Origin of the sequence: Bradyrhizobium sp. CCBAU 51745 (assembly GCF_028128715.1) — a bacterium.
GTDB classification, from domain to species: Bacteria; Pseudomonadota; Alphaproteobacteria; order Rhizobiales; family Xanthobacteraceae; genus Bradyrhizobium; species Bradyrhizobium manausense.
The window spans coordinates 879,645-902,163 of sequence record NZ_LBJP01000093.1 but is presented as its reverse complement, the minus strand read 5'-3'; the positions used below and the strand labels follow the sequence as shown (position 1 = coordinate 902,163).

The 22,519-nt window shown below is 63.2% G+C and carries 14 protein-coding genes and 2 pseudogenes; 7 read left to right on the top strand and 9 right to left on the bottom strand.

Translation table 11 applies throughout. The annotated features are described in order from the left end of the window. Positions 1–7 precede the first annotated feature (7 nt). Together XH98_RS40435 and XH98_RS40430 are read right to left on the bottom strand one after the other, a co-directional pair. Positions 8–2,212 (bottom strand): amylo-alpha-1,6-glucosidase, encoded by a 2,205-nt coding sequence (locus XH98_RS40435; protein WP_271621897.1) that lies wholly within the window; start codon positions 2,210–2,212, stop codon positions 8–10. A 59-nt stretch (positions 2,213–2,271) separates the two neighbouring features. Beyond that, a complete protein-coding gene (locus tag XH98_RS40430) occupies positions 2,272–4,035 on the bottom strand; it encodes an ABC transporter ATP-binding protein (RefSeq protein ID WP_271621896.1) in 1,764 nt (587 codons plus the stop codon). A gap of 270 nt (positions 4,036–4,305) precedes the next feature. Here XH98_RS40430 and XH98_RS40425 point away from each other — a divergent pair, with 270 nt between their 5' ends. Further along, positions 4,306–5,376, top strand: a complete 1,071-nt coding sequence (locus XH98_RS40425) for a glycosyltransferase family 4 protein (protein WP_271601764.1) — start codon at positions 4,306–4,308, stop codon at positions 5,374–5,376. Positions 5,377–5,533: 157 nt separating this feature from the next. Here XH98_RS40425 and XH98_RS40420 read toward each other — a convergent pair whose 3' ends face one another. The 4 genes and pseudogenes from XH98_RS40420 to XH98_RS40405 form a co-directional block, all read right to left on the bottom strand. Beyond that, positions 5,534–6,817, bottom strand: coding sequence for a TRAP transporter large permease (locus XH98_RS40420; protein WP_057753838.1), 1,284 nt, complete (start codon positions 6,815–6,817; stop codon positions 5,534–5,536). Between the two features lie 243 nt (positions 6,818–7,060). Then, positions 7,061–7,402: pseudogene (locus tag XH98_RS40415) on the bottom strand (TRAP transporter small permease); the annotation flags it as partial. A gap of 260 nt (positions 7,403–7,662) precedes the next feature. After that, a complete protein-coding gene (locus XH98_RS40410; RefSeq protein WP_271601763.1) occupies positions 7,663–8,664 on the bottom strand; it encodes a DctP family TRAP transporter solute-binding subunit in 1,002 nt (333 codons plus the stop codon). Between the two features lie 241 nt (positions 8,665–8,905). Beyond that, positions 8,906–9,676, bottom strand: coding sequence for a methyltransferase domain-containing protein (locus XH98_RS40405; protein ID WP_271621895.1), 771 nt, complete (start codon positions 9,674–9,676; stop codon positions 8,906–8,908). A gap of 144 nt (positions 9,677–9,820) precedes the next feature. Between XH98_RS40405 and XH98_RS40400 the strand changes: the two genes are divergently transcribed. Continuing rightward, on the top strand, positions 9,821–10,564 hold the full coding sequence (locus XH98_RS40400; RefSeq protein ID WP_271601761.1) for an SDR family NAD(P)-dependent oxidoreductase: 744 nt from the start codon (positions 9,821–9,823) through the stop codon (positions 10,562–10,564). Between the two features lie 523 nt (positions 10,565–11,087). Here XH98_RS40400 and XH98_RS40390 read toward each other — a convergent pair. From XH98_RS40390 to XH98_RS40380, 3 genes are all read right to left on the bottom strand, one after another. Further along, the gene (locus tag XH98_RS40390) at positions 11,088–11,561 is read right to left on the bottom strand and encodes a hypothetical protein (protein WP_271621894.1); all 474 of its coding nucleotides are present in this window, start codon (positions 11,559–11,561) and stop codon (positions 11,088–11,090) included. Next, positions 11,495–14,035, bottom strand: a complete 2,541-nt coding sequence (locus tag XH98_RS40385; protein ID WP_271621893.1) for an AIDA repeat-containing protein — start codon at positions 14,033–14,035, stop codon at positions 11,495–11,497. Before XH98_RS40385 ends, XH98_RS40390 begins: the two co-directional genes overlap by 67 nt. 564 nt (positions 14,036–14,599) lie before the next feature. After that, complete coding sequence (locus XH98_RS40380) at positions 14,600–15,529, bottom strand: helix-turn-helix domain-containing protein (protein WP_271601759.1); 930 nt, start codon at positions 15,527–15,529, stop codon at positions 14,600–14,602. Between the two features lie 493 nt (positions 15,530–16,022). Between XH98_RS40380 and XH98_RS40375 the strand changes: the two genes are divergently transcribed. From XH98_RS40375 to XH98_RS40355, 5 genes and pseudogenes are all read left to right on the top strand, one after another. Continuing rightward, positions 16,023–17,021, top strand: a complete 999-nt coding sequence (locus XH98_RS40375) for a helix-turn-helix transcriptional regulator (protein WP_271621892.1) — start codon at positions 16,023–16,025, stop codon at positions 17,019–17,021. Between the two features lie 218 nt (positions 17,022–17,239). Beyond that, positions 17,240–18,107 (top strand): annotated as a pseudogene (locus tag XH98_RS40370) (alpha/beta fold hydrolase). A 125-nt stretch (positions 18,108–18,232) separates the two neighbouring features. Next, on the top strand, positions 18,233–19,438 hold the full coding sequence (locus tag XH98_RS40365; protein WP_271621891.1) for an NAD(P)/FAD-dependent oxidoreductase: 1,206 nt from the start codon (positions 18,233–18,235) through the stop codon (positions 19,436–19,438). Positions 19,439–19,475: 37 nt separating this feature from the next. Then, on the top strand, positions 19,476–20,387 hold the full coding sequence (locus XH98_RS40360; RefSeq protein ID WP_057753418.1) for an MBL fold metallo-hydrolase: 912 nt from the start codon (positions 19,476–19,478) through the stop codon (positions 20,385–20,387). A gap of 661 nt (positions 20,388–21,048) precedes the next feature. After that, positions 21,049–22,482, top strand: a complete 1,434-nt coding sequence (locus XH98_RS40355; protein WP_271621890.1) for a DUF1254 domain-containing protein — start codon at positions 21,049–21,051, stop codon at positions 22,480–22,482. Positions 22,483–22,519 lie beyond the last annotated feature (37 nt).

Genomic DNA, 22,519 nt, shown 5'->3' with positions numbered 1-22,519 from the left:
GCGGCCGCTAATGCGCCAGCACGATCGACACCTGGATCCGGCCGCGCGTGCGCAGCACCTCCAGCGCCACGTCGTGGCCGTGGCGGCTGACGCGCAGATCCACGCTGGATTCGCCCAGGCGCAGGTCGCGCAGGATGACCTCGTTCAGAAATGCCGGCAGATGCGGATTACGCAGCCGGATCTCTCGGCGCGCGACGTCGAACTCGAGGCCGAGCGCCGCCTCCAGCAGCGTGAACGGCGTCGCGCTGGCCCAGGCCTGCGGCGCGCAGGCAACCGGATAGAGCGTCGGGCCGCGCCGCTTCTCGCGGCGGAAGCCGCAGAACAATTCCGGCAATCGTCGCAGATCCATATAGGCCGCGGCGTCGAACAGGCCCTTGAAGACGTGCGCGACCGAGTGCTTGAGCCCGTAATGGGCGAGGCCCAGCGCAATCAGTGCGTTGTCGTGCGGCCAGATCGATCCATCGTGATAGGACATCGGATTGTAGCGGACTTCGCCGCGCGCGACGGTGCGGATGCCCCAACCCGAGAAGAAATGCGGGCGCATCAGATCGGCGGCCACGAGGCGGGCGCGGTCCTCGCGGACCATGCCGCTGAACAGCACCTGCCCGGCATTCGAGGTGCGGACCTCGCAGCGCCGCTTCTGACCGTCCAGCGCGACAGCATAGGTACCAAGCTCCTCGCACCAGAACGCCGCCTCAAAACGTTCGGCGAGCGCCTTGGCCTCCGCCTCGAGCTTGCTGGCGAGGTCGGGCTTGCCCAGCGTCCGTGCGCACCGCGCAGCGAGCTGCTTGGCCATAAAGACATAGCCCTGGACTTCGGCGAGCGCGATATTGCCTTCCGCGAGCTTGCCGTCGGCGTGGAAGATCGCGTCGTAGGAATCCTTCCAGCCCTGGTTGGCGAGCCCCTTTTCGGTCGCGCGCTGGTATTCGACAAAGCCGTCCTGATCAGGATCGCCGGGACCGTCGATCCAGGCAAGCCCCGCCTCGATCGCGGGCCACAGCTCCACCAGTGTGTTCTCATCGCCGGTCCGCTCGAAATAGCGACCGGCAAGCAGGACGAACAGCGCCGTCGAATCCACGCTGCCGTAATATTGCGAGAACGGCACCTCGCGCAGCGCCGCCATCTCGCCGCCGCGCATCTCGTGCAGGATCTTTCCGGGCGCGGCGTCGGCGAGCGGGTCGACCGCCTTGGCCTGGAAATGCGCAAGCCGCCGCAGCACGCCCTTGGCCACCCGCGGATCGACCCACAGCATCTGCAGCGCCGTGATCAGGCCGTCGCGGCCGAACGTGGTCGAATACCAGGGAATGCCGGCATAGGGATAGCGCCCCTGCGGCGTCTCCGTCATCAGCATGTTGAGGTCGGCCATGGCCTGGCACAGCACCTCGTTGAAGATGTTGTTGGAGGTCTCGATGCTGGTCGTGCCGATCGCCGATCGCCGCATCTCGCGCCGATGCGCCAGCAGGCCCCGGAAGAAGCGCGCCGGCTTCTCCGCGAGCGGCCGGTTGCACGACACGGCCACGAACAGCGATTTGGCTTCGTGCGGATCGAGCTCGAGCTGCCAGGTCGCGGCATTGACCGAGAGCCGCGTCGGGCGCGGATCGAAATGCAGGCCGGTGATGCGCTCGACTTCGTCGAGGCCGCGATATTCGAACAGCACGTCGGTGGGCCCGAGCAGCCTGCTGGTGCCGGTCCCCCGGCGCGGCCGCCGCTCGCCGCGCACTTCAAACAGATCGGCAAAATCATTGTCGAACAGCAGCGTCAGCTCGAAGGAGGCCGGCTGCTCGCCGTGGTTCTGCAGTCCGATGCGCTGATACGCCGTGCCGCGCCACAGGAAGATGGTGCGCACGATGTGCAGCAGGTCCTTTTGCAGGACGATGCGGCCCTGGCGATAGATATCGGGGTTGGTGAGGTCGACCGTCAGACCCGAATTGTCGTCGCGCAGGTTCGAGCCGAGCAGCAGCGGCTGGAGATCGTCGAGCACCAGCTCCAGCCGCGCCAGATAACGCGTGTCGCAGTTGAACAGGCCGTCCGGCCCGCCGGCCGAGGCGCCGATGTCGCCATGGCTGTCCAGCACGATGAAGGTGTCGTCGTGCTTGAGCGAGCGACGGGGCCGCGCGGCGGGCCCCGTCATTGGAATGTAGAACGGCTGCTCGGCAACGGCCTCTATCGTCTGCGAGGCCGAGTTGATCCTGGTTGCGGCTTCGACTGCCATGAGCTGCTCCCCTGCTGCCAGTGTTTCGAAGGCGACCAACGCAAACGCAACTGTTGGGTTTACGCGGCGAACTTCGCGAGCCGGCTCATTTCCTGCGTCACCAGCTCGCGGTACGGACCATGACCCTGCATCAGCCGGTCGGGCGCTCCGTCCTCGATGATCTTGCCGTTCCTGAGCACGACGACGCGGTCGAAATTGCGCAGCGTCGCGAGGCGATGCGCAATCGCGATCACGGTGCGGCCGCGCATCAGGCGCGACAGCGCCTCGCGGATCGCCTCCTCGGATTCGCTGTCGAGCGCGGCGGTGGCCTCATCCAGCAGCAGGATCGGCGCGTCCTTCACGAAGGCGCGCGCGATCGCGATGCGCTGGCGCTGGCCGCCGGACATTTTGACGCCGCGGTCGCCGACCATGGTGTCGAGACCGTCGGGCAGGCTGTCGATGAAATCGCAGCGCGCTGCGATCGCGGCGCGCAGCACCTCGTCGTCCGTCGCGTTCGGCCGGCCGTAGCGGATGTTCTCGCGGATCGAGCGATGAAACAGCGAGATGTCCTGCGGTACCACCGAGATCGCCTCGCGCAGGCTCTGCTGCGTGACCTTGGAGATGTCCTGGCCATCGACGGTGATGCTGCCCTCGTCGACGTCGTAGAAGCGTTGCAGCAGCGTGAACAGGGTGGACTTGCCGCCGCCGGACTGCCCGACCAGGCCGACGCGCTGACCGGGCTGCAGCCGCAGGCTGAAGCGCTCGAAGATCTTCTCAGCCCCCGGATAGCCGAAGGTGACATTGTTGAACGCGATCGCGGCACCGCTCTTGACCAGGGGCTCGGCCTCGGGGTGATCGCGCAGCTCGTGCGGCACCAGCAGCGTCGCGATCGCCTCGGTCAGGCGCGCGACGTGCTGGGTGACATCGACCAGCGCGACGGCAAGATCGCGGGTCGCGCTCAGGATGGAGATACCGAGGGTACAGACCAGCACGACGTCGCCGGTGGTCGCCTCGCCCTGCTGCCAGAGCGTGACGGCCCAGGCCATCAGGGCGATCGTCAGGATCACGGTCACGGCGGCATGCAGCAGCCGCAGCTTCTCCAGATAGCGCAGGCTGCGTCCGCGCGCATTGACTTCCCGGCTCACCGTGGCGTCGAACCGCTCATGCTCGTGGCCGATGCCGCAGAAGGCGCGGACCAGCGGCATATTGCTGATAACGTCAATCATCTCACCGTCGACGGCGGCCGCCTTGTCGGCGAAGTCGTCGTGCAACGGCTTGCCGGCCGCGGCCAGGCGGAACATCGCCATCACCATGCCGCCGGCGATCACGGTCAGGCCCGCCGCCATATAAGGACTTACGGTTCCGATCAGCCCGATTGCCGCAATTGTGGCAATGCACGGGGGCAACACATTCCAGACGAACATGTTCTCGACCGTGAACACCGCATTGGACGTGGCGGTGATGCGGCTCGTCAGCATGCCCGGCATGCGGTCCAGGAAGTAACTCGGCGCATGCCCGGTCAGATGACGAAAGATGTCGCGGCGCAAATCGCCGGTGACACGGACGAAGGTGAAGCTCGCCGTCCAGCTGGCGATCCGCCACAGAAAATTGTCGGCGGCGATCAGTGACATGAGCAGAATGAATGCCAGCCATACGCTACCGCCATGTGAAGTTCCCGCCGACAACGCGTCGACGAGAGATTTGACGCCGTACTGCGTGCCCACCGAGCAGGCAACGGCTGCCACCACAGCGGTCAGGATCACGAGATGCGACGCCAGCCGTCGCCGCAGGTAGCGCAAGACAAATGCAAATGGCCTGCGCGCGTATCCAGAAAGATGATCCATGAGACCCCGTCGTGATTTCAATTGTTCTGGCTGGTCGATTGAACAACGACCAGTTCGCCTCGGTTCCCGGGCAACGCCATCACGACATGCGGATGCGGACGATCTGCGAAGAGGAGATGGCAGCATCGAGACATGTGCGCGATGTGTCGAATAAGTAACGTTTGTTGAGAGGAACTTCGCAACTGCGGGAACGTTCCCTTGTTGGCATGCCGGTGCCGATTACACGGCGGGGGTTCCAACGTTCCACATGATCGCAGAGGAGATGGTGAGATGCGCATCGCGCAGGTAGCTCCGTTGACGGAGGCTGTTCCACCCAAGCTGTATGGCGGCACCGAGCGGGTGGTGCATTGGTTGACGGAAGAGTTGGTGGCCCTTGGACACGACGTCACCCTGTTCGCCAGCGGCGATTCGCAGACGTCGGCGAAGCTCGACGCATTGTGGCCGCGGGCGCTTCGCCTCGACGGTTCCGTGCGGGATCCCAACGCACTGCACATGGTGCTGCTGGAGCGGGTGCGGCAGAAATGTGACGACGAGGAGTTCGACTTCCTCCATTTCCATCTCGACTATTATCCGTGGTCGCTGTTCCACCGGCAGCCGACGCCGTTCCTCACCACGCTGCATGGCCGGCTCGACCTGCCGGAGCATCAGCCGGTGTTCAATACTTTCTCCAAGATGCCGGTCATCTCGATCTCGAACGCGCAGCGGCGGCCGGTGCCGCAGGCGAACTGGGTCACCACCATCCACCACGGCCTGCCCGAGAACCTGCTGGTGCCGAAGCCGGCGAAACAGGAATATCTCGCCGTGCTCGGCCGCATCGCGCCGGAGAAGGGCGTCGACCGCGCCATCAAGATCGCGATGCATTGCGGCATCCCCCTGAAGATCGCAGCCAAGGTCGATCGCGCCGACCAGGATTATTATGACGAGCTGATCAAGCCGATGATCGCAGGCAATCCGCTGGTGGATTTCATCGGCGAGATCAGCGACCACGAGAAATCGGACTTTTTGAGCGGCGCGCTCGGCCTGTTGCTGCCGATCGACTGGCCGGAGCCGTTTGGCCTGGTGATGATCGAAGCCATGGCCTGCGGCACACCGGTGATTGCCTTCAACCGCGGCTCGGTGCCTGAAATCATCGATGAGGGCCTCACCGGCTTCGTCGTCGAGGACGTCCTCAGCGCCGCAGGTGTCGTGAACCGCCTCGCCCAGCTTGATCGCGCCGCCATCCGCAAGCAGTTCGAGAAACGCTTTACCGCGCGGCGGATGGCACTCGACTATCTCGCCGCCTACCGCAGCCTGACCGAAGAACAGGCGCCACGCATCAAGCTGGTGAGCAGCGCGGAGTAAAGGGCGCCCTCACCTCAAGGCCCACTGCCTTGCCGTCTCTGGAATACTGGATCGCCCGGTCCTAGTGCGCAATTGCGCACTGGCCGGGCGATGACATTGAGTGTGTGGCGATGCCGGAGGGCGCGGCACCACCGCCCCTACCCCACCACGGCGGCGGCTAATGCATCCCCAGCACCCGCGGCAGCCACAGCGTCAAATCGGGCCAATAGGTCACGATGACCAGGAAGCCGAGCATGGTGAGCAGCCACGGCATCACCGCGACAGCGAGGTCGGTGATGCGCATTCGGGCTATCATCGAGGCCACGTACAGGTTCAGGCCGACTGGCGGATGGCAGAGGCCGACCTCCATGTTGACGTCCATGACGATGCCGAAATGCACGAGATCGATGCCGAGCTTCTTGGCGGCCGGCGCCAGGATCGGCGCCATGATCAGGATAATCGAGTTCGGCTCCATGAAGTTGCCGGCGAGCAGCAGCAGCACGTTGACGACGAGCAGGAAGCCGACCCAGCCGAGGTTCTGCGCCGCGATCCAGTCGGCGAGCGTGGCCGGCAAATTCTCGTTGGAGAGCACGAAGGAGAACAGCACCGCATTGGTGACGATGTAGAGCAGCATCGCGCTGGTATTGGCGGCGCGCAGCAGCACGCGCGGCACATCCGACATCCTGATCGCCTTGTAGACGAACACGGCGATGATAAAGGAATAGACCGCGGCCATCGCGGCGGCCTCGGTGGCGGTGAACAGGCCGCTATAGATGCCGCCGATGATGATGACGACCAGCATCAAGCCCCAGATGCTCTCGCGGAAGGTGCGAACAGTCTCGCCCCAGCTCGCCTTCGGCATCCGCGGATAGTCGCGGTTGCGCGCCAGCCACCAGGTGACGATGCAGAGCATCGTCGTCAGCATGATGCCGGGGAGCAGGCCGGCAACGAACAGCGCGCCGATCGAGGTGTTGGTCGAAACGGCGTAAACAATCTTCGGGATCGACGGCAGCATCAGGATGCCGAGCGAGCCCGCGACCGTGATGATGCCGGCGCCGAAGCGCATGGGATAGCCGTGGCGGACCATCTCCGGCAGCACGATGGCGCCGATCGCGGCGACGGTCGCGACGCTGGAGCCGCAGACCAGCGCGAACATCGCGCAGGCGACGATGCCGGCAAGGCCGAGGCCGCCGTGCCAGTGCCCGATCAGCGAGGTCGCGAAGTTGATCATGCGGCGCGCGACGCCGCCATGGGTGAGGAAATTTCCGGCGAGGATGAAGAACGGGATCGCCATGATCTCGAAGCCTTCGATGCCGGTGAAGAGCTTCATCGAGACGGCTTCGATCGGCACTGCGGTCAACGTGAACAGGAACGTCATCACGGTGAGGCCGAGCGCGATCGAGACCGGAATGCCCGTCAGCATCAGCGCGATCAGCAGCGCGAACACGGTCGCGGCGCGCATCCAGTGCGGCAGCACGATGAAGCCGGTCTTTTCGCCAAGGCACAGCGCGAAGATCAGGATCGGCGCCATGATCAGGATGACGCCGAGCGGCGAAACCTTTCGCGCAGCAGCTTTCGTTGCCGCACCGGCAGGCTGCGGATGCAGCGCCGGCGAGACGTCGGCTTCCACGCCCTCGACATGGGTCTCGTCATGATGCGGCAGCTCGCCGGTCCAGTAATAGAACCAGGAGACCTGCAGGAAGCGGAAGCACATCAGGCCGGAGCCGAGCGGGATCGCCAGATACACGAACCACATCGGCGCTTCCAGGTCGTTGGACTGCTGCCCGGTGTGGAACATCTCGCCGACAAAGGAGGCGCCGAAGGCGGCGATCATGCCGGTGAACAGCGCGCCGCACAGCAGCGAGAACAGGATGACGTGCTTGCGCGAATGCTCCGGCAGCCGGTTGACGAGCAGGTCGACGCCGACATGGATGCCGGTGCGCACGCCATAGGCCGCGCCGAACTTCGCCATCCAGATGAACATGTAGATGCAGAGTTCCTGCGCCCAGGACAGATCGAGCTCGGACAGGAAGGTGAACACCGCCATCGACGCGGATGCGAGCCACGTCATGCCATGCGCAGCCGCCCAGCGCGACAGGTTGATCGATTCGCCAGCACCGTAACGGTGCACGACGGCGATGAAGATCAGTCCGGTTGCAGCCGCAATGAGCGTCGCGATCAACCATTCTTCGAGATGATTGAGCAGCTGGTTGAGCACGCGCAGCAAATCAAAGCCCCCCTGTCGATACGAAACGGTCGGGAGTGCACTCACTCCCGACCGTTGGTATATTCTTGCCGGAAACCGCGTCAGTTCATCTTGACGTCGAGTTCCTTGGCGACGAGATCGAGCACTTCCTGCCCGACCCGGCCCTTGGCCCATTTATAGGTCGGCTGCATCGCCTCCTGCCATGCCTTGCGGTCGGCATCGCTGAGATAATGCAGCGTGGTCTTGCCGCTCTTCTTGATCTCGGCCAGCGCGTCCTCGTTCTCCTGGTGCGCGATCTGGTTGGTGTAGTCGGTCGCATCCGCCATCGCCTTCTCGAGCTGGGTGCGGATGTCAGGCGGCAGACCGGACCAGAATTTCGAATTGACGATCACTGCGTATTGCAGATGCGCGTGATAGGACACGGTGATGTCCTTCTGCACTTCATAGAACTTCTGCGTCAGGTAGTTCGACGCGGTGTTCTCGCAGCCGTCGACCACGCCGGTCTGAAGCGCCTGGTACACTTCGGAGAACGCCATGATCTGCGGGATCGAACCCATCAGGCGGAAATACTGGTCGGCGATCTTGGATCCGGAGATGCGGAATTTGAGGCCCTTGAAATCCTCCGGCTTCATCAGCGGGCGATTCGACGACACCATGTGGAAGCCGTTGTCCCAAAATGCGAGGCCGGTAATGCCTTTGGCCTCAAGCTTCTGGAACAGCCATTTGCCGACCGCGCCCTTCATCGCGTTCGAATAGGTCTCTTCGTCCTTGAACAGCCAGGGCAGATCCAGCGCCTCGAATTCCTTGATGCCCAGCGGTGCGAATTTCGCGGTCGAGGGCGCCAGCATCTGCACCGAGCCGAGCTGGAGCGCCTCGATCTCCTCCTTGTCCTTGTAGAGCGAGGAGTTCGGATAGACTTCGATCTTGACCTTGCCGTCGGTGTACTTCTCGGCAAGTTCCTTGAACTTCAGCGCGCCCTTGCCCTTCGGCGTATCGTTGGCGACGACGTGGCTGAACTTGATGATGATTGGGCTCTGAGCTTCGGCGACCACGGGGGCCAAAGCGAGCGCGGCCGCGGCGACCGCAAAGAGCAGTTTGCGCATGAAGGACCTCCCCAACAACCCTAGAAGACCGGGTTCTTTTTTGTTTTGCAGATCGGTTTTGCAGATCGGTTTTGCAGGTCAGTAGTGGCAGCAATCGGCAAGCCGAACAACTAGACCTAAGCCCAATTTGCCGCAGCGAAACCATGCCGCAGCAAGGCTATCTTGCCTGCGGTCGCACGCGCAACCCGGCGCGCGCTCCACGGACGGGAGCGAGCGCTTATGTCGCATCGCCGAAACGCTGTTAACCCTTGCGCTGGGCGACGATGAACAGCCGCCGGAACGGGAATAGCGTCTGCCCCGCCGCGTTCTTGGGATAGGCTTTCGCGACCCGCATCCCATAGGCGGCCTCGAACGCGGCCTTCTCGTCGCCCTCGAGCACGTCGAGATACCGCGTCAGCCAGGTGCCCTTGGTCCATTCCTTCACGGGATTTTCGCCCTCGAGGACCTGGAGATATTCGGTCTCCCAGATGTCGATGTTCTGCGACAGCGGCGCGAGCACATCATGATAGAAGGCCGGCCCCTCGACCGGCGGCGGCGTCACGAGATGCTCGACCTTGGACCGCCAGGGCCCGTCCATCGCGGTCTCGCCGATCAGGACATGCGACGGCGCCAGGAAGTTGCGCGGCATCTGCACCGCAAGCATGCCGCCGGGCGCGACATTCTCCATGACCGAGGGGAAGAGTGCCGCATGATTGGGCAGCCAGTGCAGTGCGGCATTGGAATAGACCACGTCATATTGCTTCGCGGGCCGCCAATGGCCGAGGTCTTCATGGGACCATTCCACGTCGGGCGCGGCCTTGCGCCCCGCAGCCACCATCTCGGCCGAACCCTCGACGCCGGTCACCGCGGCGGACGGCCAGCGCTCCTTGATCAGCTTGGTGACATTGCCGGCGCCGGCGCCGAGGTCAGCAACCGTGCGCGGGCCGACATCGGGAATGCGCATCAACAGGTCGACCGCGGGCCGGAGCCGGTGGCCGGAGAACTTCAGATATTGCTGCGGATCCCAGACCATGGCTCAAGCCTTTTCTTTTTGGTGTTTCCTTCGAGATCGCCCTTGGTTACCACTGCTCCTCCCGCCCAGGCAATTCGGTAAGCGGCGCGGGATCGGCAGGAAACGAAAGCAAAAAGCAAGACCCCATCAAGAGAGCGAGTCACCATGGACCTCGGGCTGAAATCGAAAACCGCTGTCGTCACCGGAGCCAGCATCGGCATCGGCCGCGCCATCGCCAAGGGCCTCGCCGCCGAAGGCGTGCGCGTCGTCGGCGTGGCGCGCCGCACCGACCTGCTCGCCGAGCTGGCAAGGGAGGTCGGCTCCGGCCTGATCACGCCGTTCGAGCAGGACGTCATGGCCAAGGACGCGGCCGAAAGGATTTCAGCCTTCGCGCTGAAGGAGCTCGGCCATGTCGACATCCTGATCAACAATGCCGGCGGCAGCCGTCCCCTGCCGGTCGACGCGCCCGACAGCAAATGGGACGAGGCGATCGCGCTCAACTTCACCAGCTACCGCCGCATCGCGCATGCGCTGCTGCCGCAGATGATCGAACGCAAATGGGGCCGCATCGTCAACATTACCGGCAAGTCCGAGCCCGAAGGCCTCAACGCCGCCTTCGCGGCGAAAGCCGCCGTTCACGCCTGGGCCAAGGGCCTGTCGCGCGAAATCGGCGAGCACGGCATCACCATCAACTGCATCCCGCCCGGCCGCATCATGAGCGAGCAGATCCGCCGCAACTATCCGCCGGAGTATCGCGAGCGTTTTGCCGAGGAAGAGATCCCGGTCGGCTATTGGGGCGAGCCGGAAGACCTCGCCGCACTCGCGGTGTTCCTGTCCTCGCCGGTGGCGCGCTACATCACCGGCACGGTGATCCCGGTGGATGGGGGATTGCGGCGGTATCAGTTTTGATTTCTCTCCCTCTCCCCGCTTGCGGGGAGAGGCAAGGTCACCCCGCGCTCTCTCAATAACAGGGTGGATACGGATAATATCCGCAGGCCCTGCGGTAGCCGTACGCACCGTAAGCCCCGGCAGCTCCAACCGCCGCCGCGCCGTAATAGGCGCGCCGATGCACTCTGCGGTTCACGCCCGCGACGCTCATCGGCGTCAGCGGTCGGCCCACTCTCGCTTCAGCGCGGTCGAGTGATACGGATGGAAGTGTTGAGGACGAAGTGTGGACCGACAATGGTGCGGCGGTTGACAGCGCCACTGCCACCACCAGCCCAAGACGCCTGACGTTGAAGATCATGTTGTTTCCTCCCGTGCGAACACTGACTCGCTCAGCGTGACCCTCCCCACGGCTCGACCTTTGATCAGGGTCAACACCAGGCACAAATGTGAGGCAGAGGTACTGACGTGCCTCCGATCGGGCCACGGCCTCCCCCCGGGGCGAACGAGTCCGTCACTTGCCTTCGCGTTGCAAGGAAGCCGCGTTCTACACGATCGCAAAGTTCGATGCGTGCAATTGGCTGATCGCGGCGTCGACGAAATCGATCGACCCCGCGTCGGGACCACCGCCTAGCGCAAGCACGGTCCCACCATGGCCATCGCTCCTGAGCGCGCTCATGATGTCGGCGACGGAGTGATAATTGCCTGCACCGTTTGCAAGATCGATGACACCAAGCGAGTCATGACCAAAGCCGGAAATCGTATCGATCTGGTTGCCGGAATTGACAGTGACGGTCAAACCCGTGCTGTGATCAACGATGTCGACATGGGCCGGGCCATTGATGATCGCCTGGTTGCCGAACCCGACAAAGTTGAACTGATCTGATCCGCCATTGGCCGTGATGACGTCCTGACCAACCTGGTTCGTCACATCTGCTGTGGATCCGTTGAGCGTCACGTGATTGGCGACCCCGCCGAGCGTGATGGTATCGTGGCCCGCGCCGGCAACGACGCTATCCAATCCGTTGCCGGATCCAATCCGTTGCCGGCTATGATCGTGTTCGTTCCGGAACCGACGGTGATCTGGTTGGCCATCCCGCCGAGGTCAACGGTGTTGTCGCCATCGCCGAGCGTGACGTTGTTGGCGCCGCCGCCGCCCGTGACGACGTCGTCGCCGTTTCCGAGCACGACCTTGTTGCCAAATCCGGAGAGCGTCACCTGGTCGTTGCCATTGCCGGCCGTAATTGTGCTCGCACCGTCACCGGGATGAACGATATTCTTGCCATTGCCCAGCGTGATGATGTTTCCATAACCGCTGGCATCGATGGTGTCATTGCCATTGCCGAGCGCGATCATGGTCGCGCCTGTCGCCCCCGTCACCGTGACATTGCCGTCACCGCCGGTGACGTGGTTGTCGAACCCCTGCAGATGCACGATGCTGTCGCCGCTCGGCACATCAACCGTGCCGTACAGTCCGGCGTAGATCGCATCGTTCCCGCCATTGCCGTGGATGACATTGAACATGCCATAGGCGTGGATGATGTCATCGCCCGTCGTGCCCTCGATGATCGCATAACCGGATGCCGGGCCATTGATCGTCGTAGGACCGGTCGGATGCGTGTCTGCTGTCAGCAAGATGCCGCCGGCGCCGTCTTTCGTGATGCCGAAATGCGTGACTGACGTATCCGCCAGAGTGAAGGTCTCGCTCGCCGTGCCGTTGCTGACCGTGAGCGTCGAGCCGGAAACAGTCGCCGTTGCGCCGCTGCTATAGGACAGCCCGGTCAGATCGATCTGGTCGCCGAGCAAGATGCCGTCGATCTGGCTCGCAAAGGTCGACGGACCCGACACCAGCTTCTGCTCGATCTTGAGTATGCCCTGGCCGGCAAAACTGATCACGTCGTCAGCGATTGCACCCGCCTTGAGGTCAAGGGTCCCTCCAGCGATCGTGGTTGCGCCGACAATGCCGCCTGCTTCCACGAGCTCCGTGGCGCCGTGATGGATTGTCGAAGCGTTCGCGGTGCCCTGATCGAGCACGTCAAGCGTGCCGCCGTTCAGGGTTGTGGAGGTGACGATTCCGCCGTCCGAGACGGAAACGCTACCGGAATTGAGGATTGTACCAGTCGCCTCGCTGGCGTCGACCGCCGGTGCGCTTGGGTCGGGCGGTAAACTTGGGTCGTTAGTCACAGGATCCGGTATCGAACCCGATACCGTCATCACACCGCCATCGATGGTGGCGTTCTTGGCGATCCCCGCCCCGGTCAGGTGCAATTGGCCGCCGCTCTCGACGTCTGCCGAGTCGAATTTGCTTCTGATGACGGTGGCGAAATAGCCGCCAGGCGAATAATAGACGGTCTCTCCGGACGCATTGATGACACCGCCCGATTTGACGATGGTGCCGCTGGCAATGCCCCCATTGGTGAGATTCTGGACGCCGCCGGCATTGACGGTGGTCGATGAGACGATGCCGGTATCGACATCTTGTTCGCCGCCATTGTTGATCGTGGTGTGATCGGCCCGTCCCGGTCCCGGCTCATCATGGATGTAAAGGCCGGCGACATGCTGAATGCCGCCCATATTGATCGTGGTGTAGCTCGCGGTGGCGAGCAGCTCGACATCCTGCTCACCCCCATTGATGACGGTGTTGGTCGCGGAACCTCCCTCTCCGAACTGGCCGACGATTTGCTTGCCGTCCGCCAATATCGTCGTGTTCGTGGCCGTGCCGATCACCTTGTACGTGATGCCATCAGCTACGGTGAAGCCGTCTACCGCGTAGTCAAAGTCGACAACCAACGTTGCGCCACTCTGGAAGGTGGTCTTTGAGAACGTCGCGCCACCTTCAAGCATGAGCGTTCCGCCTGCGGTGACAACGCTGTTCTCGAGAACGCCGCCGTCCAAGACGGTCAACGTCACGCCATTCTGAACCGTAAATCCGTTTTCAACCGTACCGCCGCCGATCTCGAAGGTGCTGCCGGCGTTGAAGACCGTTCCCGAAAAACTGGCATTGCCGAGGACGATGAAAACGCCGCCTTGATTGACGGTCGTGTTGGTCGCCGTCGCGCCGGCGGACAGCTGCATCGTTCCCAAATTGATTGTCGTGCCGGTCGCGGTGCCACCTGCATCCACATTCAGCGTCGCGAAGATCTGGAGGGTCGTGCCGGATGCCAACGCGCCGTTGGACACCGTCAAGGTTCCACCATTTTCGATGGTGGTGCCGATCGCCATGCTGGCGTCGACGGATGGCTGGCCTGGAACGTTGGCGAATGGATCCGGTATCGAGCCCGAGACCGTCATGACGCCGCCATGGACGATCGCGTTTTCCGTGGTCCCGCCCCCAGTGACGTCGAATTCGCCCTGGTACTCGACGGTTGCACCGGTCGCCACGCTTCGGATCACGGGTTCCGGATACACGGGTGCCGTTTCGACAGTCTCTCCCGAAACTTTGAGAACGCCGCCGGATTTGACAATGGTGTCGCTGGCGCTGCCACCATTGGTCACGTTCTGGATGCCGCCTGAATTGACCGTCGTCGCCGTTGCGATGCCGGTGTCGACGTCCTGCTCGCCGCCATCGATGGCGGTGTGATCAGCCCTGCCGGGCGATGGTCCCTCATGGACATATGAGCCGGTGACGCGCTGGACGCCCTGGTAGATGGTCGTATAGCTCGCGACGCCGTTGAAGACGACGTCCTGCTCTCCGCCAAAGATGTTCGTGTTGGTTGCCGTGCTTATCGTGGAGGATCCGCCGACGGTCTGCGAACCGCCAGTCAGGATCCACGTGGCATCGACGGAAATGCCGCCACTGACATCCATCGTGTCGCCATCGTGGAGCGTGACTCCACTGGCGGGAGGAATAACCGTCATATGAACGCTCCGCGTTTGGTTCCCAAGAAATCAAACGAGCAAAGCAAAAATCATTCGAAGGTTATTCAACCTGAGACTGCTGGAGATGAGAGTGGCTGTCAAGCAACCATTGTTTTGCAGCGAACTCTTGAACGGATGCTCGCGCGCCGAAGGCGCGGACGCGGGTGGTCGATGATGATGTGCTGGTCGGCCGCGATGGAATCAACCTTCGCGGCTCGTCGCCCCCAGCGCATCGCGACGCCACGCGCCCGGGCTGACGCCTGTTATCGCCGAGAAGACCCGCGTGAAGTGGCTCTGGTTGGCAAAGCCGGCCGAAATCGCGACCTCGGACAGCGACACGCCGTGGGCGCCCATCAAACGTTTGGCGGTCCTCACGCGATGATGCAGAAGCCAGCGATAGGGCGGCAAGCCGGTCGAGGCACGAAACGCACGCGAGAAATGACTGACCGAGAGGCCGAGCTCGGCCGCAACGGCCTGCAACGGCAGCTTGCCGCCGAGATCCGCTTCGAGCTTGTCGCAAGCGCGCGCCAGCTGCCACGGGGCAAGCGCACCTCTGCCGGTCTCGGCCGTCTGCCGAAAACCTCCATAGGTCTGCGCGACATGGGCGGTGAGCGCCAGCATCATGTGATCGGTGAAGAGCTGATTGGCCTCATCGGGCCGGCGCAGGCCCTCGCGCAAGGACGCGCCAATATGACGGACGATGGCGTCATCATGCCCGACAGGGCGGCAATCAAGCGCATCGATGCGCCGCGCTCCCGACTGATCGGCGAGGCTATCGAGTGCCGAATGCGGCACATAGAAATGGAGAGAGTGGAACGGCTTGTCGATCACATAACGCGGGTCGGCTTTGAGATCGTACAGATAGGTCGTGCCGGCATGGACATCCGTCTTCTTGAGGTGACGTCCCTGCTCCCAGATCTCGCAGGCGGGATAGTCGCGCAGCTTCAGGCTGACGAGATAGGCATCTTCCAGAGCGAACGAACCGGAAAGACCCGGCACGGGATTGTGGTTGCGCGTTTCGGTGACGGCGATCTCGGTGCTGCGCAGCGAACGGCTCAGCAGCGAGGGCGGAGCTTGCTCGAGGCGAAGGAACTCTCCGAACCGTTCGCCGTAAGCGCCTGTCCTGGTCATAGCCCGTTTCTTCCGTGAAGGGTCGCGCAGGCCACTGCATCCTGCCAATTCGCACACGGTGTATCGGCCATTCACCGATCGCTGTCCACGACTTGCCGATGTCGCACTCGGCGGGGCCTGCCGCGCAGGCCCGGCCCCGCCAGATTTGGCAATGATTTCAGAACGATCAGGTGAGGGCCGGTACGACTCGGGTCCGTCGTCGACCGCAACGAGGGGATCACGACTTTTCACAAACGCACGCAAGCTGTGAGCGCAACGGGTCCGCGGAGCAGGATCAGGCAAGGCGGGGCAGTATCAGGAAAGACGCGGCTTTTCGCGCCGCCTAGAACCCGCAAATCAACGGTGCCGGAGTTGCGACGAAACGTCCTCGACCACCGGTCCATCCGTTGAACAGAGATCAGCAGACATACCGTACGGCCCCGTCATGCGGCGGCTGACGGCATGATCACGACGTCGCGCATGCAGCGATGCGCCCCCACGCGAGTCAAACTCCATGAGCAACGCCAGCTTGCGCGAATCGTCGAACGAAATGCCCGCCGCGTCCCAAGACCGGCCCCAAGACCGGCCCCAAGACCAGCCCCAAGACCAGCCGAAAGACCGGCGCGAGTTCGCTCCGGGCGGCGACCGGCCGGCTGCCGACGCCGAGATGGCCCGCGTGCTCGGAACAGTGCCTTTTCGCATGGCATTGGATGCATCCGGCGCCGGGATTGCGCACTGGAAGCACGAGCCGTTGCACGACGTCGTGGAGCCCATGAACCACCACGTCATCATGGCTTACAACGGCTCGGTCCAGCGCATGGAGCGTCGGTCCGGACGATCCATCGCGATCGGGACGTTTCGTCCGGGCGTCGTGATCATCATTCCGGAAGGATCGAGCTCCCGGTGGGACATCCCAAAACCGGTCGACGTCCTCCAGCTCTATCTTCCGCAGACAACGCTGAGGCGTGTTGCGGACGAAGCCGAAGCCGGCTCTACGGCCGAACTTCTGGAGCGAACCGCTCATCCCGATCCCGTGACATCCCGTCTGCTCCTGAGTGCAGCAGACGTGCTGGAGGGCAACGAGGCCCTGGACACCCTGTTCAGGCAGCAGCTCATGGATCTGCTGGCCACGCGCCTTCTTGCCGCGCACACCGGCTCACCGAACGTGATCACGCCGGCCAGAGGCGGACTGGCGCCAAAGACGCTGCTCCGCGCAATCGAACGCCTGCGCTCGGACAGCGATGCCGACGTGTCGCTCGCGGCTCTTGCCGCCGAGGCCGGCCTGTCGCGCTTTCACTTCTGTCGCGCATTCAAGGACAGCACCGGACTTTCTCCTCATGCCTGGCTGCGCCAGCATCGGCTTGAGCAGGCCATGAACATGCTGCGCGACACCGACACGCCTGTCGTCTCGATCGCAGCCGCGCTCGGCTACTCCTCGCAGACCGCCTTCGCGGCGGCTTTTCGAAAACTGACCGGAGAATCGCCGAGCGATTGGCGTCGGCGCGTGCGTTAGCAGCAATCGCGCTGCAATCACGTCAATCGCACTGGGGCATCGGCACGTGCGGCTCGCTAGGAATCGCAGCGCCCCCACTCCTGAAACGGAAACTGCAAATGGCCTTGATCAGCTCTGTCAGCCAGTTCGCGAGTACCTCGCGACGAAGCATTCTCGCAACGACGCTCATGTATGCGGCGTCGATGACCCTGCGCTCCACCTCGGCGGCAGGCGGCGATATGAAAACAGCCGCCCTCTCGACCGGGAGGTACGACGCCGCGACCTACGTCACCACCAGCGACGGCGTCAACATCTTCTACAAGGACTGGGGACCGAGGTCGGCGCAGCCGATCGTCTTCCATCACGGCTGGCCGCTCAGCGCCGACGACTGGGATGGCCAGATGCTGTTCTTCCTCGGCAAGGGTTTTCGCGTGATCGCGCATGATCGCCGCGGCCATGGCCGCTCGAGCCAGATCAGCGACGGCCACGACATGGACCACTATGCCGCCGACGTCGCGGCTCGCCGAACATCTCGATCTTCGCAACGCCGTTCACATCGGCCACTCCACGGGCGGCGGCGAGGCCACGCGCTACGTCGCGCGTCATGGCCGAGACCGCGTGGCCAAGCTGGTGCTGATCGGCGCGGTGCCGCCGCTGATGCTCAAGACCGAGGCCAATCAAGGTGGCTTGCCGCTCGAGGTGTTCGATGGCTTGCGGCGGCAGCTCGCCGCCAACAGGTCGCAGTTCTACCTCGAATTCGCGAGCGGGCCGTTCTACGGCTACAATCGCCCAGGCGCAGAGCCCTCGCAGGCGGCGATCTGGAATTGGTGGCGTCAAGGCATGATGGGCAGCAGCAAGGCCCATTACGACGGCATCAAGGCTTTCTCCGAGACCGACTTCAGCCAGGACCTGCGAAGCATCACGGTGCCGACGCTGGTCCTGCACGGCGGCGACGACCAGATCGTCCCCGTTGCCGGCTCGGCGCCGCTGTCGGCCCGGCTTCTGATGCACAGCACCCTGAAGATCTACGACCTGCTGCCGCACGGCCTCTGCACCACGCATCCCGACATCGTCAACGCCGATCTGCTCAAGTTCGTGACGGCCTGAAGCATGATCCGGAAAAGTGCGAAGCGGTTTTCCCTCGCGACATCAGCGGAACGCGTTTGCGCGGAGATCATGCCTAAACAACACCCTCGCTCCATTGCACTCATCTCAACCAAGGAACATCAGACATGCGCATCGTCATCATCGGCGCCGGCTTCGCCGGCATGTATGCCGCCCTTTCCGCCGCCCGCCTGCGCGAGATCCAGGGCGTTTCGCCCGACAGGCTCGAGATCGCGCTGGTCGCGCCCGAGCCGACGCTGGTGGTTCGGCCGCGGCTCTACGAACCGAAACCCGAAACCTTGACGGCGCCGCTGGAGGGCGTGCTGAAGGCGATCGACGTCGTCTATGTCAGGGGCCATGCCGAGGCGATCGATACCGCGGCGAAGGTCGTCGAGATCGCTGCCGCGCAAGGCACGAAGAGGAAGCTGTCCTATGACCGGCTGGTGATCGCCACCGGCAGCCGCCTGTTCCGGCCGAACGTTCCGGGCCTGGCCGAGCACGGCTTCAGCGTCGACCAGCTTGATGACGCCATCGCGCTCGACCGCCATCTGCACGGCCTGTCGAACCGTCCCGCCTCGAAGGCACGCAATACCGTTGTCGTCGCAGGCGGCGGATTCACCGGCATCGAGGCCGCAACCGAGGTGCCATCGCGCCTGCGCAGGATTCTCGGCAACGATGCGGAATTGCGCGTGGTCATTGTCGACCGCAACCAGGCGATCGCGCCCGACATGGGCCCGGGCCCCCGTCCGATCATCGAGGAGGCGCTCGGCAAGCTCGGCGTCGAAACCAGGCTCGGTGCCGGCGTTACCTCGCTCGACAAATCAGGCGTTACGCTTTCCAGCGGCGAACATATCGCATGCGAAACCGTGATCTGGGCTGCCGGCATCCGCGCAGCTCCGTTGACGACGCAGATCCCGGCCGAGCGCGACCAGTTCGGCCGGCTGCTGGTCGACGGTGACCTACGCGTTCCGAAGGTCGATGGCGTCTTCGCCACCGGCGATGCCGCACGGGCTGCGTGTGACGACGTCGGCAATTACGCGCTGATGTCGTGCCAGCATGCGACGCGGATGGGCGCCTTCGCCGGCAACAATGCTGCTGCCGAGCTGCTGGGCGTTGCGACCAGGCCTTATCACCAGAAGGCCTATGTCACCTGCCTCGACCTCGGCGAGGCCGGCGCGCTGTTCACCCGCGGCTGGGAACGCACGGTCGAGATGGTCGGCGATGTCGCCAAGAAGACCAAGCAGGAAATCAACACCGTCTGGATCTACCCGCCGAAAGCCGAGCGCGCCGCCGCCCTCGCCTCGGCCGACCCCGAGCGCGTCACCGCTCTTTGAACAACTCGCCATCAGCGACCTTCAACAGGAGACCAACATGAATCTGCACAACGCTTCCCTGAAATCGAAACCCGAAGAGCTCGTCCCGTCGCGCTATGCGGTCCGTATCGGCGAGATCGACGTACTGGTCGTCAGCGACGGCGTGCTGCCGTTGCCAACCACCATGCTGGCGCACAACGCCGATCCGGCAAGCCGGGCAAGCTGGCTCAAGGACATGTTCCTGCCGCCGGACGCGTTCGACTGGGCCCTCAACGCAGTGATGGTGCGAAGCGGCGACAAGACCATCCTCATCGACGCCGGGCTGGGCTCAGACCCGAATTTGCACTTGCCGCGGGCCGGTCAGTTGATCAAACGGCTCGAATCCGCGGGGATCGATCTCGCATCCGTGACCGACCTGGTGCTGACCCACCTGCACATGGACCATGTCGGCGGCCTCCTGGTCGACGGCGTGAAGGATCGGCTGCGCAAGGACCTGCGCATCCACGTCGCGGCAGCCGAGCTCAAATTCTGGGAAGCGCCCGACTTCACCCACACCAACATGCCGCAGGGATTCCCGGATGCGCTTCGGGCCGCTGCCCGGCAGTTCGTGAAGATGTACGGCAGCCAGATACGCCCGTTCGATGCGCAGCACGAGGTTGCACCCGGTGTCATCGTTCGCCGCACCGGCGGCCATACGCCCGGACACAGCGTGGTTCGCGTGGCGTCCGGCGGGGACGCATTGACATTCGCCGGCGACGCCGTGTTTGCCGTCGGGTTCGACCAGCCCGAATGGCACAACGGCTTCGAGCACGATCCCGAAGAGGCGGCGCGCGTTCGCGTCCGCCTCTTGCGCGACCTTGCAGAAAGCGGCGAGCTGCTGGTGGCCACGCATATGCCGTTTCCATCGGTCGGCCATGTCGCAATCGCCGGCGATGCCTTCCGCTGGGTGCCGGTGTTCTGGGATTACTGATCGCTCCTGCAAGGGCAACCTGGCGCGCGCTCATGAGCAAGCGCGCGCGAAGCGGGCTTTGCTGCATCCTCTCCGACCGTACGTTGCAGCCAGGCCTGACGCCGGGGGAGGTTTATCGGACATTCGCCCGCTCCGCGGCCACACGCAATTCCTACCTCCAATCCCAAGGGGAGATGCAAAGCTTAGGTCCCGCCCAAGGCCAAGGATTCAGTGTTCTTCACGTGATCGCCGACGAGGTGATCGAATAAGGACAGTGGCGCGGCTTTTTCCATAGTAGCGAATGTCCTATTGGCCCATCGCTGCCGCATCCCACGGCCGAGGATATGTCAGCTGTCAGGAGCACCCGAAGCGGACGAAGGCTGCTAGCCATTCGAGCCAGATTGTAGCTGCTCAGCATACACTTGGAATTTGGTCGTACCATTCGAGGCTGATATGCCCCAGGGGCCTCAGTGGTGATGTCAACGATTTCGCCCCAGCACCGTCGGGGCGGACATCCGTTGATCTGAGTCAAATACGGCACCGGGTTAATGACCATCATTTCTTAGGCCGGCCATTCAGACAACCACGTTAGTGGGTTGGTCTACACAGGTTCGAAGCAATCATGCCCCGACCTGCGTCTAGGACCGATGTGACGGCCGGGATTGCAGGGAAGGAGTAGATCATGAATCGCGTGCTAGTCGCGTTCTCATCAGCACTCTTGCTGAGTGCAGCGCTCGTCGCGCCGGCGGCGGCCCAGCAGGCCGCGGCAACCATCACGGAGCAGGAGGCGATCGCTATTGCCGCCGACAGCTATATCTATCTCTACCCGCTGATATCCATGGATGTGACTCGAAAGCAGCTCGTCAACTCGGAGCCTGGCACCGGTATCGGCGGCCCGATGAACGCATTCGTCAACATCCCGGCATTTCCGCCCGCGGAGATGAAAGCAGTTGTCCGGCCGAATTTCGACACACTCTACTCCTCCGCCTGGCTCGATCTCACCACAGAACCATTGGTGCTCTCGGTGCCTGACACTGGCGGGCGCTACTATCTGATGCCCATGCTGGATATGTGGACCGACGTTTTCGCATCGCCCGGCTGGCGCACCACGGGCACGCAAGCGGGAAATTATCTCATCACGCCGCCGGGTTGGAGCGGCACGATTCCAGCCGGCATGACACGGATCGGTGCGCCAACGCCTTACGTTTGGATCATTGGTCGCACCAAGACCGATGGTCCGCCCGACTACGAGGCGGTGCGACGGATTCAGGCGAACTACAAGATAACGCCCCTGTCCGGATGGGGGCAGGCCCTCAAGCCAGTCCAGCAGATCATTGACCGGACCGTAGATGTGAAGACTCCGCCAAAGACTCAGGTCGACACCATGAGCGGGGAAAAATACTTTGCCTATGCGGCCGAACTTCTCAAGCTGCATCCCCCGCACGCCACCGATCAGCCGATCATCGCACAGATGAGACGGATCGGCATCGAGCCGGGCAAGACCTTTGATTTCACCGGCCTTGCACCTGCGGTCAAGAAAGCCGTCGAACTTGCGCCGGAGACTGCACAGAAGTTGATGGCCTGGAAAGTGCCAACACTCGCCCGCGTTGCGAATTATTGGTCGATGAATACCGACACGATGGGTGTCTACGGAAATTATTACCTTAAGCGCGCGATCGTCGCCCAAGTAGGTCTTGGGGCGAATCTGCCCGAAGATGCCATCTATCCGCTCAATCTCGGCGATGAAACCGGCAAACCGCTCGACGGGTCGAGCAAATACACAATCACCTTCGAGAAGGGCGCGACGCCGCCGACACAGGCATTCTGGTCAATCACGCTGTATGATTCAGAGGGATTTCAGGTCGCAAACGCGCTCAACCGCTTTGCTGTGAGCAGCTGGATGCCGTTCAAGGTCGACATGGATGGCTCTTTGACGCTCTACTTTCAGAACGAGAGCCCAGGCAAGGACAAGGAGGCCAACTGGCTGCCTGCTCCGAAGGGGCCTTTCAACCTCACCATGCGGGTTTACGGCCCAAAGTCTGAGGTGTTGACCGGACGCTGGATTCCGCCGGCTGTCTCGCGGGTACAACCAACAGTCGGACTTGGCACGCAATAGCAGGTTTGACTGCTATCGGCCCGAGGCTGGCTACCTC